Genomic DNA, 17612 nt, shown 5'->3' on the forward strand with positions numbered 1-17612 from the left:
TTCCCGTCGAACGAAGGGGTCAAGGGCGATGTCGGCAGCCGAGACAGGCGGCGGGGCACAGGTCAAGTCCGCGGTACGGACCGTTGAACTGCTGGAGTACTTCGCCGGACGCCCCGGGATGCACTCCCTGGCCGCGGTCCAGGAGGCCGTCGGGTACCCCAAGTCCAGCCTGTACATGCTGCTGCGCACGCTCGTGGAACTGGGCTGGGTGGAGACGGACGCGACGGGCACGCGGTACGGCATCGGCGTGCGGGCGCTGCTGGTCGGCACGTCGTACATCGACGGCGACGAGGTGGTCGCGGCGGCCCGCCCGACGCTGGACCGCCTCTCGGACGACACCACGGAGACGATCCACCTGGCGCGGCTGGACGGCACGAACGTCGTCTACCTCGCCACCCGCCAGTCGCAGCACTACCTGCGCCCCTTCACCCGGGTCGGCCGCCGGCTGCCCGCGCACTCCACGTCCCTCGGCAAGGCCCTGCTGAGCACCTACTCGGACGAGCAGGTCCGCAAGATGCTGCCCGAGACCCTGCCCGCCCTGACCGAGCACACGATCACCGATCGGGAGAAGCTCATAGAGGAGCTGCACCAGGTGCGGGACCAGGGCTTCGCCGTGGACCGCGAGGAGAACACACTGGGGCTGCGCTGCTTCGGCGTGGCGATCCCCTACCGCACTCCCGCGCGCGACGCGATCAGCTGCTCGGTGCCGGTGGCCCGGCTGACCCCCGCCCACGAGCAGATGGTGAAGGACGCCCTGTTCGACGCCCGTGACCGACTGACACTCGCCACCCGGAGGCTCTGAACCATGCAGGTCGCACTCCGCGACGTCCACGACAGCGACCTGCCGGTCTTCTTCCGGCAGCTCAACGACCCGCAGGCCCTGCACATGGCTGCCTTCACCCCACGGGATCCGGCCGACTGGGACGCCTTCGAGGCCCGGTGGAAACAGCAGAGGTCGTCGGCCGACGTGGTGGCGCGGACCGTCCTCGCGGACGGTGACGTGGTGGGCAACGCGGCGGTCTACGGCGAGCCGGGCGAGCGCGAGGTCACGTACTGGATCGACCGCGCGTACTGGGGCCGGGGCATCGCCACCGCCGCTCTGAACGCGCTGCTGGCCGAGGTGCCGGAACGCCCGCTGTACGCCCGCGCAGCCGCCGACAACGAGGGGTCTCTGCGCGTTCTGAGGAAGTGCGGCTTCCGGACGGCCGCCCGGGCCACGGGCTACGCGAACGCCCGCGGCGACGACATCGACGAGGTCGTGCTGACACTGGACGCCTGAGTGCGGGCGGAGGCCGGTTTCATGAACACCCGATGAGAAAACCGCCGGAAGGGAACGTTCCGTCCGCTTCCGCTCGTCTTTCTGAGCGGGATGAACAAAACGATCAGGCGCGCCTCCGTCTTCACACTGATCCTGGTGTTCGCTCTGCTGATCAGGGCGACCTGGGTGCAGTTCTACGACGCCAAGGCGCTCGCGGACAACAAGGACAACCGGCGCAATGCGATCGAGCTCTACAGCGAGCCGCTCGGTGACATCGTCGTGGGCGGAAAGTCGGTCACCGGCTCGGCGCCCACGACGGGCAGCGACCTCAAGTACAAGCGGACGTACACGGACGGCAAGCTCTACTCGGCCGTCACCGGCTACAGCTCGCAGGTGTACGGAGCGACGCAGTTGGAGGGCATCTACCAGGACCTGCTCGACGGGACGGACACCCGTCTGAAGACCGTGATGGACACGGTCACGGGCAAGCGCGCCGAGCCGGGCAACGTCATCACGACGATCGACCCTGCCGTACAGAAGGCGGCGTACGACGCGCTCGGCGACAGCAAGGGCGCCGCCGTGGCGATCGACCCGGCCACCGGCAGGATCCTCGCGGTCGTCTCCACCCCGTCGTACGACCCGTCGACGCTCACCACGGGGACCGGCGACGCGTGGACACAGCTGACCAAGGACCCCGAGAAGCCGATGACGAACCGGGCGCTGCGCCAGCCGCTGCCGCCGGGCTCGACGTTCAAGCTGGTCGTCGCGGCGGCCGCGCTGGAGGACGGGCTGTACTCCTCGGTGGACGAGCGGACGGACAGCCCGAACCCCTATCCGCTGCCGCTCTCCAACAGGGTGCTGTCGAACGAGAACCCGTCGGCGCCCTGCGAGAACGCCTCGATCCGGGTGGCCCTGCAGTACTCCTGCAACAACGTCTTCGGGAAGATGGCCGTCGACCTGGGCCAGGACAAGGTCCGGGCGCAGGCGGAGAAGTTCGGGTTCAACGACGCCTCGCAGGACGTGCCGGTGCGGGCGTACGAGAGTGTGTACCCGAAGGACATGGACGAGGCGGAGACGGCCCTGACGGGCATCGGCCAGTTCGACGTGACGGCGACGCCGCTGCAGATGGCCATGGTGTCGGCGGCGATAGCCAACGGCGGCAAGCTGGTGACGCCGCACATGGTGTCGCAGATCACCGACAGCGGCGGTGACGCCCTGGAGAACTACGACGACAACACCGACACCACGGAGATCGTCAGCTCCTCCACCGCCGAGCAGCTGCAGTCGGCGATGCAGACGGTCGTCGAGAAGGGCACCGGCACGAACGCGCAGATTCCGGGCGCGACGGTGGGCGGCAAGACCGGTACGGCCCAGCACGGCGAGAACAACAGCAAGACGCCGTACGCCTGGTTCACGTCGTACGGCAAGACCGACGGCAAGCAGGTCGCCGTGGCGGTGATCGTGGAGCAGTCGAACGCGGCCCGCTCGGAGGTCAGCGGCAACGGTCTGGCCGCGCCGGTCGCCAAGGCCGTGATGGAAGCGGCGCTGGAGAAGTAGGAAGGTCCGGGGCAGCCCCTCGCAGGCTGCCCCGGACCCGATGTGCTTCGCCGACGCGCTACTTCGCGCCGAGGACCTGCTCGATCGGGTCGATCGCGAAGTACACCAGGAACAGCGCCGAGGTCGCCCACAGCAGCCAGTGGATCTCCTTGGCCTTGCCGAGGACCGCCTTGATCACCACGTAGGCGAGGAAGCCGGCGCCGATGCCGTTGGTGATGGAGTAGGTGAACGGCATGACGGCGATGGTCAGGAACGCCGGGATGGCGATCTCGTACTTGTCCCAGTCGATGTGCTTGACCTGGGTCATCATCAGGAAGCCGACGGCGACCAGGGCCGGGGCGGCCGCCTGCAGCGGGACGATGGTGAGCAGCGGGGTCAGGAACAGGGCCAGGGCGAACATGCCGCCGGTGACCAGGTTGGAGAAGCCGGTGCGCGAGCCCTCGCCGACGCCGGCCGCCGACTCGATGTAGGAGGTGGCGGAGGAGGACGAGGCCGCGCCGCCCGCGACCGCCGCGGCACCGTCGATGAGCAGCACCCGGCCGAGGTTGGGCACCTTGCCCTCCTCGTCGAGCAGGCCGGCTTCGGCGCTGATGCCGACGACGGTGCCCATGGTGTCGAAGAAGTCGGACAGGATCAGCGTGAAGATCAGCAGGACGACGGTGATCACACCGACGCCGGCCGCGTCGAAGGCGCCGAACAGGCTGAAGTGACCGATCAGCCCGAAGTCGGGGGTGTCGACGACCTTGTCGGGCCAGGCGGGCGTGGTCAGGCCCCAGGCCTTGATGTCGGCGATCGAGTTGATGATCATCGCGATGACCGTCATGGTGACGATGCTGATCAGGATGGCGCCCTTGACCTTGCGGGCGAGCAGTCCGATCGTCAGCAGCACGCCGAGGCAGAAGACGAGGATCGGCCAGCCGGTGAGGGTGCCGGTGGCGCCGATCTGGACCGGGACCGTGGTGCCCGCGATGTCCGGGATGCGGGTGACGAAACCGGCGTCGACGAAGCCGATGAAGGCGATGAACAGGCCGATGCCGACGCTGATGGCCTGTTTGAGGGCTTGCGGGATGGCGTGCATGACCGCCTCGCGCAGTCCGGTCACCACCAGGACGCAGATCAGCAGGCCTTCGAGGACGACCAGACCCATCGCGTCGTCCCAGCTCATCAGCGGGGCGATCTGGAAGGCGACGACCGCGTTCAGGCCGAGGCCGGCGGCGAGCGCGAGGGGCAGGTTGCCGCCGACGCCCATGATGATCGTCATGACGGCGGCCACCAGGGCGGTGGCGGTGGTGAGTTGGACCGCATCCAGCTGGTGTCCGAACTTGTCCTTGGCACTGCCGAGGATGATGGGATTCAGGACAAGGATGTAGGCCATCGTGAAGAACGTGGCGAAGCCGCCGCGTATCTCACGGGCGAAGCTGGATCCCCGTTCGGAGATCTTGAAGAACCGGTCGACGCTGTTCGTCGCGGGTGGCGGGGCGCTTCGCCGGTCGGCCACCTTCTGCGGTTCGGACATGGTTGTTGCTCCTTGTTGCCTGAATGATCGGTGCGCGGATGCTGGCTGGATTGTTCCTGCGTTGAACCTGTTTCAGGTTTTCTCCGTGTTACGGAATCGGGGGTCGGGGGACCATACAGCGTTCGAAGGCCCGTACGAAGCACGTGTTCGATCACTGCTACGCTTCCGGATCTCGTCCCGGCGGACGCCGGACGATCACATGTCATTCACATGACACACACAGGGGGCCCTGCGGGTGCCCGAGTCGCCGTGAGGAGAGGTCTGCCCGTGGGCACAGTCGTCGACGACGCCGCCTCCGTGGAGTTCCATGCCTTCTTCGAGCGTCACTACGCCGAACTGTCCCGCCTCGCCCATCTGCTGACCGGCGAGGCGGACGCCGCCGACGACCTGGCGGCCGACGCGTTGCTGGCGCTGTGGCACCGCTGGGACCGGGTCCGCGCGGCCGACCATCCGGCGGCGTACGCCCGTGGCGTCGTGGCCAACCTGGCGCGCACCCGCATCCGCAGCGCGGTCCGCGAACGCCGGCGCATCGCGCTGTTCTGGTCGCAGCGCGAGGAGAAGATCGAGAACCCGGACGTGGCCGGCGTGGTGGACGTCCAGGAGGCGCTGCGCAGACTGCCGTTCCGCAAGCGGGCCTGTGTGGTGCTGCGGCACGCGTTCGACCTCTCGGAGAAGGACACCGCGCTCGCCCTCGGTGTCTCGGTCGGTACGGTGAAGAGCCAGACCTCGAAGGGGATGGCGGAGCTGCAGCGGCTGCTCGGCACGCAGGCGGCACCGCTTAGAGTGCATGCGGCGATGGCGCGCACCGGTGACGCCGTGGGAAGGGACCGATGACCATGCAGCGGGAGGTGCACGACGAGCTGCGCGCCCGGCTGCACGAGGCTGCCGGAACGCACGAGCCCGACCGCGCCCGCATCCTGGCCCGGATCGAGCGCGGCATGAGCGAGCAGACCCGCACCGACCACCGGGCGACCCGTCCGCCGGTGTTCGGCTGGGTGCGGGTGGTCGCCGCCACGACCGCGGTCGCGGGCGTTCTCGGTGTCGGCGGCTACGCGGTGGCGTCCGCGGTGAAGGAGGACGCTCCCCCGCAGAAGACGGTCGCGGTCACCGCGACCCCGTCCCCCGACGCCACGAGCCGCGCGCCTGTCCCGCCCGCGGACCCGACGCCGAGCGCCCCGGAGCAGTCCCCCGAGACCGGCGACGCGCCGTCGCGGACCCCGAGTGCCTCCGCCACCACCGAGGCTCCCGTCGCCTCCGGCGTCGAGGACGGCCCGCTGTGGTCGGACGGCTCGGTGGACCCGCACAGCAACGAGTTCTGGGGGCAGAGCAACGTGACCCTCAAGACGGGCGGGAAACTCACCGCGCTCACCGTGCGGTTGAAGGTCCGCCAGACCGGCGGGGTGACGTCGGCGGGTGCCTGGCGTTCCGCTCCCGAGGGCGACTTCACGGCGACGGTCGCCGAGCAGGACGGCTTCCTCGTCTACACCTGGGTCCTCAAGCCCGAGCGTTCCCTGTGGACGGGCGAGTGGGTCTTCGCGGGCCAGTACGACCACGACCGCGGCGGCCGGGACGCGCGGGACGACAGCTACGCGATCACCGCCACGGTGGACGGCGAACAGCGTGCCGTGGCGGGCGACTTCGCGGCCACCGAGGACGACGAGGACGACTCGTAGGAAAATCTCGGAGGGGCGGCAACCCTTTCCTCACCCCGTGGCGACCAGGAAGCGCAAGGTTCCTCTCCCACGCAAGGAATGGGCATGACTGCACGAGCCGCACAGCGCGTCCGCCACCGCCGCCGGGTCACCACGAGGCGGGCCGTGATCGCCTCGACCGCCGCGTTAGGTATCACCGGCGCGGCGATCGTCACCACGACGATGCTGTCCTCCGCCGGCGCCGCCTCGGCGTGGCCCACCGCCAAGGGCAGCAAGGCCGTGTCGTCCACCATCAAGGTGTCCGGCACGTACGACGGCAAGCTCACCAAGTTCTACGGCTCGGGCGCCCTGGGCGGCGACAGCCAGGACGAGGGCCAGGACCCGGTCTTCCAGCTGGCCGACGGCGCGGTCCTCAAGAACGTGATCATCGGCACCCCGGCCGCCGACGGCGTGCACTGCCTGGGCAGTTGCACCCTGCAGAACGTGTGGTGGCTGGACGTCGGCGAGGACGCCGCCACCTTCAAGGGCAAGTCGGCGTCGTCCGTGTACACGGTCCACGGCGGCGGCGCGAAGAACGGATCGGACAAGGTCCTCCAGTTCAACGGCGCGGGCAAGCTCGTGGTCAGCAAGTTCCAGGTCGAGAACTCCGGCAAGCTGGTGCGCTCCTGCGGCAACTGCTCCACGCAGTACAAGCGCACGGTCATCATCAACGACGTGGACGTCACCGCGCCGATGAACTCAATCGTCGGCATCAACTCCAACTACGGCGACACCGCCGCCCTGCGCAAGGTGCGCATCCACGGCGACAGCGGCAAGAAGATCAAGACCTGTGTCCGCTTCCAGGGCAACAACACCGGCAAGGAGCCCACCCAGCTCGGTGTCGGCCCGGACGCAACGTCCTGCCGGTTCTCCGCGTCTGACATCACGTATCAGTGATCTCCTGACTCCGGGTCGTCGCCCAGACGTCCGACGGCCCGGACGCCGGTCGGCCAAGCCCCCCTTGGGCCGACCGGAAGCGCTGGTCGAGCCCCCCTCGGCCGGTACGAAGAACGCCCCCGTCGGTGACGACCGGCGGGGGCGTTCATCTGCGCGGGGTTCTAGTTCATCGCCGTACCGACAGTCGTCGTCCCCGTGGTCAGGAACGTCGTGGTGGGCAGCGAGCCGTCCGCCGCGCGCGGGCCGTGGGCCGTGGTGGCGTCCGTCGACTTCAGCGCCGGGGTGCTGACGCCGCCGTCCCAGTTGTTCGCGGCGGAGACGGTGGACGAACCGAGCTCGGCCGGGCGCCTCTTGTTGCTCACCGCGAGGTTGCGAGCCAGCCGTGCCTTTCCCGTGGCGAAGGAGAACCCGGCCTTGGCGTTGGCGTAGGCGGTGTTCCGGTTCAGCACGATCGCGCCGGGGTTGGAGTTCTCGGTGAAGCCGTTCGACCTGTTGTCCCACGCCGCGTTGTCGTTGACGACGTGCGCGACCGTGACTCCCCCGCCGCCCAGCTCGAACCCGTCGCCGTCGCCCTCGAACACCGAGTCGCCCCACCGGTTCTCGCCGTTGCCGAAGGCCCAGGTGTGCTCGACGGTGACCGGTGAGGAGAACTGCCACAGGTCAAGGCCGTCGTCGGAGTTGTCGTACAGTCGCGCGCCGGTGATCCTGTTGCCCGTCCCAGAGCCGAACTTCACCGCCAAGCCGTCGGCGTTCTGCCCGTGCCCGGCCGGGTCGTAGTTGCCGTGACTGTCCAGGTTCTGCACGAGGTTGTCGGTGGTGCCGTCGCCGCGCAGGGTGAAGCCGCAGTCGCCGTTCTTCGTGGTGACGAGGTTCCTGAAGACGCCGCCCACGGAGGAGGTGGCGACGAAGCCCTGGGCCGGGGAGTTCTGGAAGGTGAGGTTCTCGACGGTCCAGTAGTCGCCGTAGATCCCGGCGAGCCAGGAACCGGCGGCTAGCCGGGAGCCGTCGATCCTCACCTTCTCGCTGCCGTACGCCCGCAGGGTGATCCGCGCCGAACCGGTGCCGTCTGCCGTGGACTTGAGGGTGGCCGTCGGGTAGTACGTGCCGGCGCGGACCTGGATGACGGTGCCCGCCGACGCGTTCTTGACGGCCGCCTCCAGCCGGCCGGTGGTGGACACGGTGACCGTCGTCGAGGCGGCCTGGGCGCCGCCTTCGGACAGGCCGAGGTACACGCCGCCCGCGCACGCGGCGACGGCCACCGTCGCGGCGATCGACAGGGTCCGCGTCCTGCGGTGGCGTCCGGTGCTTGGGCGCACGGGGCGTTCCTTTCCTGGGAGATGGGGACGAAGCGGACCGGAGGGGCCGCCCCGGCCCGCTTCTGACATCCGGTCGTCGCCCCGGCCGGAAAGGTTGCCGCAGCCCCGCGAAAACGATCGAAACTTTCGCTTCCGCCGGCCCCACCCGCACCGATTGACCAGCTGTCCCCCTCCCATGACACTCCGAGGGAAAACCGACTCCACAGAAACCCCCACACTCACACAGGATGTGTCATGCGACCCCCCAGAGGCCGTACCGCCCGCACGCTCCTGATCCCCTTCCTGGCCCTCCTCGTCTGTCTCCTCTCCCTCGTCGCCAGTCCGCCCAGCACCGCGCAATCTGGAGCACCACCCGTGAAGCAGTCCAAGTACGCCGGCTATCTCTTCGCCTACTTCACGGGCGAGGGCACCGCCGACGGCGAGCAGATCCGCTACGCCCTCAGCCGCGGCAACGACCCGTTGCACTGGCGTGAGCTGAACGCGGGCAAGCCGGTCCTCACGTCGACCATCGGCGAGAAGGGGCTGCGGGACCCGTTCGTGATCCGCTCCCCCGAGGGCGACAAGTTCTACATGATCGCCACCGACCTGAGGATGTACCGCAACAGCAGCGGCAGCTGGGACCAGGTCCAGCGGCACGGCAGCAAGTCGATCATGGTGTGGGAGTCCACCGACCTGGTCCACTGGACCGACCAGCGCCTGGTGAAGGTCTCGCCTGACAGCGCGGGCAACACCTGGGCGCCGGAGGCCTACTGGGACGACTCGCTCGGCGAGTTCGTCGTCTTCTGGGCGTCGAAGCTGTACGCCGACGACGATCCCGGCCACACGGGATCGACGTACAACAAGATGCTCTACGCGACCACGAAGGACTTCCGCACCTTCAGCGAGCCTAAGGTCTGGGACGACCCCGGCTACTCGGTCATCGACTCGACGGTCGTCAAGGACAAGGACACCTACTACCGCTACACCAAGGACGAGCGGGACCCGTCCTCCAGCTCACCCTGCTCCAAGTTCATCACCGGGGAGAAGTCGACGAGCCTGACGGACACCACGTACGACTTCGTCTCCGACTGCATCGGCAGCGGCTCGATCGACCGGGGCGAGGGGCCGACGGTCTTCAAGTCCAACACCGAGAAGAAGTGGTACCTGTTCATCGACGAGTACGGCGGCCGCGGCTACGTCCCCTTCGAGACGACCGACCTCGACTCGGGCAAGTGGACGATGTCCGCGAACTACCAGCTGCCCGCGAGCCCGCGGCACGGCACGGTGCTGCCGGTGACGCAGGCGGAGTACGACCGGCTGCTGGCCGCCTACCCGGCCACGCCGACGTCGGTCATGGACGCGACGGTGACCGGCCAGAAGGGGTACGCGGTCGTCACCGAGGCGGCGTCGAAGGTCGTGCTGCCGATGGAGCCCGGCGCGGATGTGACGCGTCTCGCGCCGAAGCTGCACGTGAGCGAGGGCGCGAGCGTGAGCCCGCGGTCCGGTACGCGCCGGGACTTCCGCAAGCCGCAGACGTACACCGTGACGGCCGCCGACGGGACGAAGCGCGCGTGGACCGTCGAGGCGGTCCGCACCCGCAGCCCGATCCTGCCCGGGCTCAACGCCGACCCCGACGTGCACTATCTGAACGGCGAGTACTGGATCTACCCGACGACGGACGGCTTCCAGGGCTGGGGCGGGACGCGGTTCAGGGCGTACTCGTCGAAGGACCTGGTCCACTGGAAGGACCACGGCGTCATCCTGGACCTCGGGCCGGACGTGACCTGGGCGGACAAGTACGCGTGGGCGCCCGCGATCGCCGAGCGCGACGGCAAGTACTACTTCTACTTCTGCGCCGAGCAGCAGATCGGCGTGGCGGTGGCCGACTCCCCCGCCGGTCCCTTCAAGGACGCGCTCGGCAAGCCCCTGGTGGCCAAGGGCGGTTCGCTGAGCGGCCAGATGATCGACCCGGCCGTCTTCACCGACGACGACGGGACGTCGTATCTCTACTGGGGCAACGGGCACGGTTACGTCGTGCCGCTCGACGACGACATGGTGTCCTTCGACGCCGCGAAGGTGCAGGACATCACCCCGGACAACTTCCGCGAGGGTTCCTTCGTGATCAAGCGGAAGGGCACGTACTACTTCATGTGGTCCGAGGACGACACCCGCAGCGAGAACTACCACGTCGCCTACGCGACTGGACCGTCCCCGCTCGGTCCGTGGACCAAGCGGGGGACGATCCTGTCCAAGCGCGCCGACTACGGCATTCTCGGCACCGGCCACCACTCCGTGGTGAACACCCCGGGCACCGACGACTGGTACGTCGTCTACCACCGGTTCGCCCTGAACGGCCCCGGAAGGCCGGGCGGCGACGGCATGCACCGCGAGACGACGATCGACCGCATGGAGTTCGCCCCGGACGGGACGATCAAGCCGGTGGTGCCGACGCTGGAGTCGATCAGGCCCGTGCGGTCTAACTGACGAAGTACGACGGGTTCGGCAGCTTGTACGTCCGGTCGGCGTAGCCGCCGTCGAGGTCCGAGTACTGGTCGCCGAAGTTGGCGACGATGTCGTACCCGAGGTCCTTCTCTATGTGCTGCCGGGTGCCGGACTTGTACTGCACGGTGGTGCAGGTCCAGGCGCCCGGCGTGGCACAACCGCTCAGGTAGGACGGCGGGTTGGCGGTGTTCTTGAGGAACATGTGGCCGGCGTCGAGGTTGACGTCGGCACCGACCTTCTTCAGGTTCTCGACGGCGGCCGAGCGCTGCGCCTCGCTGAGGCCCGAGTTGTAGAAGACCTCGACGCCCTTCTTCTCGGCGTACCGCACGAGTTCGGGGCTGCCGAAGACCGCGGGGCGGTCGGCCTTGTTGACGTAGGCGGCCCAACTGGCCGAGTTGTAGGTGTAGTTGTAGCGCTTCTCGTAGTCCAGGCTGAGCAGCAGTGTGTCGTCGATGTCGAAGACGACCGCGGGCCTGGCGCCCTTGTGCAGCGCCTTGCGGGCCGCCTGGTCGATGTACTTTCTCGCGGCGGTGTCGATGCGGGCGAGGTCCTTGGCGTACGGGCTGTCCGCGGACGCCTGGTAGACGCCGTTCGCGTCGGGCGTGGTGCCGTAGTAGGTGTCGATGTCCTTGACCAGGAGCCCGATGTTGTAGGGCTCGTGGGTGGAGTTGGCCGTGGACTGGCCGGCGGTGGCCGCACCGGCGCCGTACAGGGCGGCGCCGGTGACGGCACAGGCGGCCGCGACGGCAGCGATACGCAATGGCTTATGCATGACAGGTTTCTACGCGCGTCACCCTCGTCCGCGCGAGACCCTTTGCCCGATCTATACCTGTTCCAAGGACGGCAAATACGAAAGAGACCGCGCTGCCGCTGCGCCTCGCCGGCCAGCGCAGGCGTCCGGCCCTGCGGGCCGCGGCCGAGGTGCTGGACCGGCTGGGATCCGGCGGGACTGACCCGGCCGGTGGGGAAGCGGGCCGGAGGACCGGCCCGCTTCCCGCGGGTCAGTTCATCGTCGCGCCGATGGTGGTCGAGCCCGTCGTCAGGAACATCGTGGCGGGCAGCGTGCCGCTCGAACTGCGGGCGTTGTAGGTGCTGCTCGCGTCCGTCGACCGGAACGCCGGGGTGGAGATCCCGGAGTCCCAGTTGTTGCCGGACGAGGCGACCGAGGAGCCCTTGCTCACCGATCCGCCGCCGTTGCTCACGGCCAGGTTCTTGCCGAGCTTGGCCGCGCCGGTGGCGAAGTAGTAGCCCCACTTGGCGTTGGCGTAGGCGGTGGTGCGGTTGATGACGATCGCGCCCTTGTTGCTGTTCTCGGTAAAGCCGTTGCCCGCGTTGTCCCAGGCCGCCGAGTTGTTGATGACGTGCGCGACGACCTCTCCGTCGCCGCCCAGCTTGTAGCCGTTGCCGTCGCCCGCGAACGCGGAGTCGGACCAGCGGTTCTTGCCGTTGCCCATCGCCCAGGTGTGCTCGACGGTGACGGGCGAGGAGAAGGACCAGAAGTCCAGGCCGTCGTCGGAGTTGTTGTAGAGGCGGGCCCCGGTGATGAGGTTGCCGGTGCCGGAGCCGAACTTCACGGCGATGCCGTCGGCGTTCTCGCCGTGGGTGGCGGCGTCGTAGTGGCCGTAACTGTCGATGTTCTTGACGGTGTTGTTGACCGTGCCGTCGCCGGTGAGGGTGAAGCCGGAGTCGCCGCCGTTGATGGTCTTGATGTTGTTCCAGACCGTCCCGGTGCAGGACTGGCAGACCACCGCGCTGTCCGGGGAGTTCTGGAAGGTGATGTTGGAGACGTTCCAGTAGTCCGCGGTGAGCTTGAAGATCCAGCCGCCGGAGGGCAGCGACGACCCGTCGATCTTCACGGTCTCCGAGCCGTACGCGGTGAGCGTGACCGGCGCCGACGAGGTGCCGTTGGCCGTGGACTGGATCGTGGCCGTGGGGTAGTAGGTGCCGCCGCGGACCTGGATGACGGTTCCGGCGGTGGCGTTCTTGATGGCGTTGGACAGGTCGGTCGAGTTGCTGACGACCACGGTCGCGGCCTGGGCCTGGGTGGGGAGTACGGCGAGGCCGGCGCCCAGGGAGAGCGCCGCGACGGCTGTGAGAGCGGTACGACGAGACATGGAGTGCGGTCCCTTTCGTCGTTCGGATGGGGAGTTCCTACGGGGAGTGGGTCACAGGACGCGGTCCAGCCAGCTGAAGACCTCGTCCTGCATGCGGTCGACGAAGACATGGCCGAGGTCGGGCCAGGTCTTGAGGTGCAACCGCTCCTCGGCGTGGCGCGAGCGCCAGAGTGCGCGCAGCTTGTCGTGGGCCACCCGTACGCCGTCGGCGGGGAAGAGGGTGTCCAGCGCGCCGCTGAAGAAGAGCATCGGCCTGGGTGCGGCGATGCCCGCCACGTCGGGGAAGTCGAGGAACCGGGGAAGCCCGGGGTGGAGCATGTAGTACGAGGACTGCCCGCGCAGCGTGTTGTTGCCGGGCACCATCATTTCCTTCAGCCCGGTCATCCAGCACACGCTCGCCGCCGCGGCGACGGCGTCGCTGAGCGCGGCCGTCTGCCAGGCGCGGTAGGCGCCCATGGAGAACCCGACGGCCGCGACCCGGCGGGCGTCCACGCGGTCCAGGCCGGCCAGGAATCCGGCGGCGCGGGCGTCCTCGCGGGCCATGAGTCCGGCGAGGGAGGAGCCGAGGTTGTAGAAGTTGGAGGCGAGGGCCTGCTGCTGCTCGTAGGTGAGGGGGCCGCGGTCGCCCCAGCCGAGGGCGTCCAGGCACAGGACGACGTAGCCGCGCCGGGCCAGTTCGTCGCCGACGAAGCGTCCGCTGAAGTACTTGTCCGCCCATGCCTGTCCGGAGGCCAGGCGCGTGTCGTCGTACCAGGGCCGGACGAGTTTCTCCTTCCCGATGTCGAACCGGGCTCCGTGATCGTGCAGGAGCAGGACGGCGGGGAAGGGTCCGGTGCCGTGCGGGGTGAGCAGGGTGCCGCGGACGCGTTCGTACGAGGTGAGGGAGAGCGTCACCAACTCCCTGGCGTATCCCTCGCCTTGGGGGCCGGGGGTGAACTCGGGGGCGTACGGCGTCTTGTCCTGCCGGTCGACGAGGAGGTGCTCCTCGACCTTGGAACGGGCGGCGCGGCGCCAGGACCTGAAGTCGCGGACCGGGGACGTGCCCCAGGCGAGCGGGAAGCGCAGCTCGCCCTTCAGAGCCGGGTGGAAGTCGGGGAGGTTGCCACCGACGAGCCCGGCGGCCTGCGCCTGGCCGGGTGAACCTCCGAGGAACGCCGCCGCGGCGGCTCCCGCCACGAAGGTCCGGCGGCCGAACAGCTCAGTCATCCTGCCGCCCGGGGCCCGCGTGACGCAGGACGTGGTGCTGGATTGCCGACGGGGTCGTGAGCGGCCGGTGGTCGTAGACGTCGGCGGGGTCCCAGCCGACGTCGCTCGTCAGGCCGAGGCCGTTCGCCACGGCGTTCAGGCGGGCGGGGCGGCCGTTGAACCAGGAGCCGGTGTCCCGGAAGTGCTCGCCCCCGTAGTCCGCGACCGCGAGGGCCGGGTTGCCGCGCGGGTACGCGAAGACGTTGCGCTCGGAGAAGATCGCGGACTCCAGGCCGGCGCCGAGCGCGTACAGGGTGTCGGCGGCCCGGCCCCGGTAGACGTTGTTGACGACGTGCACCTGCCCGAAGCGGACGCGGGGGGCGCGCTGCACGATGTCGGTGAAGAGGTTGCGGACGAAGGTGACCTTGAGGTGCCCGCGGTCCCGGTCGCCGCGTCCGTCGCCCGACCCGATGAGGATCGCCTTGTCGTGGTCGGTGAAACGGCTGTCGGACACGGTGACGAAGTCGGAGCCGTCCTCGATGTCGAGGAGTCCGTCGTGCCGCTGGACGTGCTCCCCGTGGAAGCCGGGGGGCGCCTCGCGGTCCGGGAAGCGGCCGTCGGTGAAGGCGCAGTGGTCGACCCAGATGTTCTTGCCGGTGATCACGGTCATCGCGTCGAAGCGGGCGTTCCAGTTGCCCTGTGAGCCGTCGCCCGGCGACCAGGTGGTGAAGTGGTCGACGGGCGCTTCGAGGTGCAGGTTGCGGACGATGATGTTCGTGCCCGTGTTGACGGTCAGGAAGACCCCGAGGAGCCGGGCGTCGCCGCCCACGCCGACCAGGGTGGTGTTGCTGGGCACGGTCAGCTGGATCTGCAGCTTCTCCTGCGTCGACCCGGTCTGGCGGAGCTGGCGCTGCTGCCTGCAGTAGTCGTGGCGGGTGTCGGACCAGGTGCCGCCGTCCTCGCCGAAGCAGGACATGTACTTGGCGAGGTCGTAGCCGGGGGCGTAGTCCTGCTCGCCTAGCAGCGAACCGTCCGCCGCCTCATGGCCGTTGATGTCGCCGACGACCCGGATCACCTTGGGTGCGGCCGGCTCGCCCCGGTTGGCCAGGGCCTCCTTGAGTTCGGCGCGGGTGTGCACCGTCCAGGTGGTGCCGCCCGCGCCGCCGGTGGTGCCGGTACCGGTCGAGGCCCAGCCGGCGGGTGCGCGTTCGGCGGCGGAGGCCGTCGTCGGCAAGAGCAGGAACGCGCAGGCCAGGAGGGCCGTCACGGCCCTACGCACGAGGCCGCCAGTCACCGAGGTAGGCCGACTTGGTGTGCGACTCGGCCTCGGCGCCGGTCAGTTGGGGCCGGTTCTCCGGCACCGTGATCGCCGCGCCCGGACCGGAGTTGCGGTACTCCCTGAACCGCATGGTCTGCCAGGGGTACGCCTCGCGCATGTTGGTGTAGGGCGCCACCGCGTCGATCCCCGGCCCGATCCGGCTGTCCCGCACGACGAGGGAGGGCCAGGCGGTCGTCTCGTACGACGGCACCCACGGCCGCGCCAGCTTGTACGCCCCGTCCTCGGCGGCGGAGGTGATCCGGGAGCGGAGGGCGAGGATGCCGTGCGGGTTGGCCCGGGCGGTGGACGGGGCGAAGACCATCCCCTTGGGCGTGAACGACACGTCTCGTTGCAGCGTGCGGAAGTGGCAGTCCTCGAAGACCGCGGTCGCCCGGCCGAAGACGAAGTCGACGTCGCCCTCGATGTGGCAGCGGTGGAAGTACTGCCGGTCGAAGACGTCCAGCGCGCTCGTCTCGACGAACAGGGTGTCCTGGTGGGCCAGCAGACGGACGTTCTCGAAGTGCGTGCGGTCGCCGTACGTGTACGCCGCCACCGCCTGCGTTCCGGTGATCTCGGGATGGTCGGCGCGCAGCCAGTCGTTGGCGAGGGTGAGGTCGCGGACGGTGAGCCCGGGGGCCGCCGAGGTGAAGGTGGCGGAGCCCGCGGTGCCGTACGTGCCCGAGCCGTCGGGCTTCTGGGTGCCGTTGGCGTTGTCGAAGACGATGACGACGTCACGCGGGTCGCGGGTGGCCCCGCGCAGGGTCAACTCGGGCTTGCCGACGGGGATGTTCACGACCTCGCGGTACGTCCCCGGGTGCACGACGATCGTCCAGCCGGGGCCGGTCACCGCGTCGACTGCCGCCTGGACGCGGTCGCCGGGGCGGACGTGCAGGACGCGGCGGCCCACCGCCCAGGCGGGACCGGCACCGGCCGCCACGAGCCCGCCGGCGATGCCCGTGAGGAGCGTGCGCCTGCGCATCAGCGCTCCCCCTTCCACGGCGTCCAGTCACCGAGGTAGGCCGCACGCGTCGCGGACCGGGCCTGCTCGTCGGTGAGTTGGGGGCGGTTGGCGGGAACGGTGATCTCCGCGCCCGGGCCCGAGTTGCGGTACTCCGCGAACCGCTGGTTCTGCCACGGGAAGGCGTCCGACATGTTGGTGTAGGGCGCGACCGCGTCGATGCCCGGGCCGAGCCAGGTGTTCCGCACGGTGAGCGACGGGCGGGCGGTGGTGTCGGAGCTGGGCACCCAGGGGCGGGCCAGCTTGTAGGCGGCGTCCGGGGCCTCGCTGCTGATCCGGCTGCGGAGCACCAGGTAGCCGAGCGGGTTGGCGCCCGCCGTGGAGGGCGCGAAGACGAAGCCGTACGGGGCGGCGGACAGGTCGGTGCGGTTCAGGGTGCGGAAGTGGCAGTTCTCGTAGACCGCCGTGCCCCGGCCGAAGACGAAGTCGACGTCTCCCTCGACATAACAGTGCGCGAAGTACTGGCGGGCGAAGACGGACAGGGCGAAGGAGTCGGCGTACAGGGTGTCCTGGTGGCCGAGGAAGCGGCAGTGGTGGAAGGCCGAGCGGTCGCCGAGCACCTTGATGGCGACGGCCTGGGTGCCGGAGATGCCGGGGTGGTCGGCGCGCAGCCAGTCGTTGGCGAAGGTGATCCAGCGGGCGGTGAAGCCGTCGGTGCGGATCAGGGTGGTGGCGGAGCCGGTGGTGCCGTAGGTGCCGGAGCCGTCGGGCTTCATCGTGCCGGCCGCGTTGTCGTAGACGATGACGACGTCGCGCGGGTTCTCGCTCGCGCCGATCCAGGTCATCTCGGCGGCGGCCTCGGTGCGCTGCCCGGTGGCCGGGTCGACAACACCGGCGGACACCGTCTCGCGGTACACGCCGGGCGCGATGACCAGGGTGTACCCCGCGGTGGTGGCGGCCTTCACGGCGGCCTGGACGGTGGTGAAGTCGCCGCGGCCTCGCTGGTCGACGTAGAGCGTCTTCGGGGTCAGGCGTGCGGCCGGAGACCCGTACCGGCCGAACGGGCGGTGCCGGGAGGAGGCCTCGGCGGGCAGAGGTGCGGCCTCGGCGGGCAGGGCGGCCGGCCCGAGCGCGGCGCCCGCTGCGGCGCTCGCCATCAGGAATCCCCTTCTGGACAGGGGGAGGTGGACGTGGGGCGAGGACATGCGGGGGCTCCTTGGATGTGCGGCTCGGCAGGGTGGTTCGGTGCGGTGCCTCGCGGGGAGTGCGGGGGCCGGGGCGGGCGCGCCTCCGATCGAGGGCGCGGTGGGGTCCCGCCCCG

Annotated in this window: 15 protein-coding genes; 7 read left to right on the forward strand and 8 right to left on the reverse strand. The window is 69.5% G+C overall.

Annotated elements, in window-relative coordinates; genetic code table 11:
- The first annotated feature begins 28 nt into the window (after positions 1–28).
- The 3 genes from ACWBNA_RS06325 to ACWBNA_RS06335 all read left to right on the forward strand — a co-directional run bounded on the left by ACWBNA_RS06325 (position 29) and on the right by ACWBNA_RS06335 (position 2815).
- Positions 29–802, forward strand: coding sequence for an IclR family transcriptional regulator (locus ACWBNA_RS06325; protein WP_217235771.1), 774 nt, complete (start codon positions 29–31; stop codon positions 800–802).
- 3 nt (positions 803–805) lie between these two features.
- Positions 806–1279 (forward strand): GNAT family N-acetyltransferase, encoded by a 474-nt coding sequence (locus tag ACWBNA_RS06330; RefSeq protein WP_482703169.1) that lies wholly within the window; start codon positions 806–808, stop codon positions 1277–1279.
- A 90-nt stretch (positions 1280–1369) separates the two neighbouring features.
- The gene (locus ACWBNA_RS06335; RefSeq protein WP_482703171.1) at positions 1370–2815 is read left to right on the forward strand and encodes a peptidoglycan D,D-transpeptidase FtsI family protein; all 1446 of its coding nucleotides are present in this window, start codon (positions 1370–1372) and stop codon (positions 2813–2815) included.
- Between the two features lie 58 nt (positions 2816–2873).
- On the opposite strand, the gene ACWBNA_RS06340 is transcribed toward ACWBNA_RS06335, so the two are convergent.
- Positions 2874–4331, reverse strand: a complete 1458-nt coding sequence (locus ACWBNA_RS06340; RefSeq protein ID WP_482703173.1) for an NCS2 family permease — start codon at positions 4329–4331, stop codon at positions 2874–2876.
- A gap of 267 nt (positions 4332–4598) precedes the next feature.
- On the opposite strand from ACWBNA_RS06340, the gene ACWBNA_RS06345 reads away from it, so the two are divergent.
- From ACWBNA_RS06345 to ACWBNA_RS06355, 3 genes are all read left to right on the forward strand, one after another.
- On the forward strand, positions 4599–5165 hold the full coding sequence (locus ACWBNA_RS06345; RefSeq protein WP_383865226.1) for a SigE family RNA polymerase sigma factor: 567 nt from the start codon (positions 4599–4601) through the stop codon (positions 5163–5165).
- The gene (locus ACWBNA_RS06350; RefSeq protein WP_482703175.1) at positions 5162–6004 is read left to right on the forward strand and encodes a hypothetical protein; all 843 of its coding nucleotides are present in this window, start codon (positions 5162–5164) and stop codon (positions 6002–6004) included. Before ACWBNA_RS06345 ends, ACWBNA_RS06350 begins: the two co-directional genes overlap by 4 nt.
- Positions 6005–6088: 84 nt before the next feature.
- The gene (locus ACWBNA_RS06355; protein ID WP_482703177.1) at positions 6089–6919 is read left to right on the forward strand and encodes a pectate lyase; all 831 of its coding nucleotides are present in this window, start codon (positions 6089–6091) and stop codon (positions 6917–6919) included.
- Between the two features lie 161 nt (positions 6920–7080).
- Here the strand turns inward: ACWBNA_RS06355 and ACWBNA_RS06360 are convergent, their stop codons facing one another.
- Positions 7081–8235, reverse strand: a complete 1155-nt coding sequence (locus ACWBNA_RS06360) for a right-handed parallel beta-helix repeat-containing protein (RefSeq protein WP_482703179.1) — start codon at positions 8233–8235, stop codon at positions 7081–7083.
- 234 nt (positions 8236–8469) lie between these two features.
- Between ACWBNA_RS06360 and ACWBNA_RS06365 the strand changes: the two genes are divergently transcribed.
- Positions 8470–10698, forward strand: a complete 2229-nt coding sequence (locus tag ACWBNA_RS06365; RefSeq protein ID WP_482703181.1) for a glycoside hydrolase family 43 protein — start codon at positions 8470–8472, stop codon at positions 10696–10698.
- On the opposite strand, the gene ACWBNA_RS06370 is transcribed toward ACWBNA_RS06365, so the two are convergent.
- The 6 genes from ACWBNA_RS06370 to ACWBNA_RS06395 form a co-directional block, all read right to left on the reverse strand.
- Entirely contained in the window at positions 10691–11488 is a 798-nt protein-coding gene (locus ACWBNA_RS06370; protein ID WP_482703184.1) for an HAD family acid phosphatase, read from the reverse strand. The genes ACWBNA_RS06365 and ACWBNA_RS06370 overlap by 8 nt on opposite strands.
- Before the next feature lie 229 nt (positions 11489–11717).
- On the reverse strand, positions 11718–12830 hold the full coding sequence (locus ACWBNA_RS06375; protein WP_482703186.1) for a right-handed parallel beta-helix repeat-containing protein: 1113 nt from the start codon (positions 12828–12830) through the stop codon (positions 11718–11720).
- Between the two features lie 51 nt (positions 12831–12881).
- Positions 12882–14036, reverse strand: a complete 1155-nt coding sequence (locus ACWBNA_RS06380) for a dienelactone hydrolase family protein (RefSeq protein WP_482703188.1) — start codon at positions 14034–14036, stop codon at positions 12882–12884.
- A complete protein-coding gene (locus ACWBNA_RS06385) occupies positions 14029–15282 on the reverse strand; it encodes a pectate lyase family protein (protein WP_482703190.1) in 1254 nt (417 codons plus the stop codon). Before ACWBNA_RS06385 ends, ACWBNA_RS06380 begins: the two co-directional genes overlap by 8 nt.
- A 4-nt stretch (positions 15283–15286) precedes the next feature.
- Complete coding sequence (locus tag ACWBNA_RS06390; RefSeq protein ID WP_482703192.1) at positions 15287–16312, reverse strand: pectinesterase family protein; 1026 nt, start codon at positions 16310–16312, stop codon at positions 15287–15289.
- Positions 16312–17496 carry a pectinesterase family protein gene (locus tag ACWBNA_RS06395; protein WP_482703194.1) on the reverse strand — a complete coding sequence of 395 codons (1185 nt, stop codon included), beginning with the start codon at positions 17494–17496 and terminating at the stop codon, positions 16312–16314. The genes ACWBNA_RS06390 and ACWBNA_RS06395 overlap by 1 nt, the downstream gene beginning before the upstream one ends.
- Between the last annotated feature and the right edge of the window lie 116 nt (positions 17497–17612).

It is taken from the genome of Streptomyces sp. Q2, from assembly GCF_056820935.1.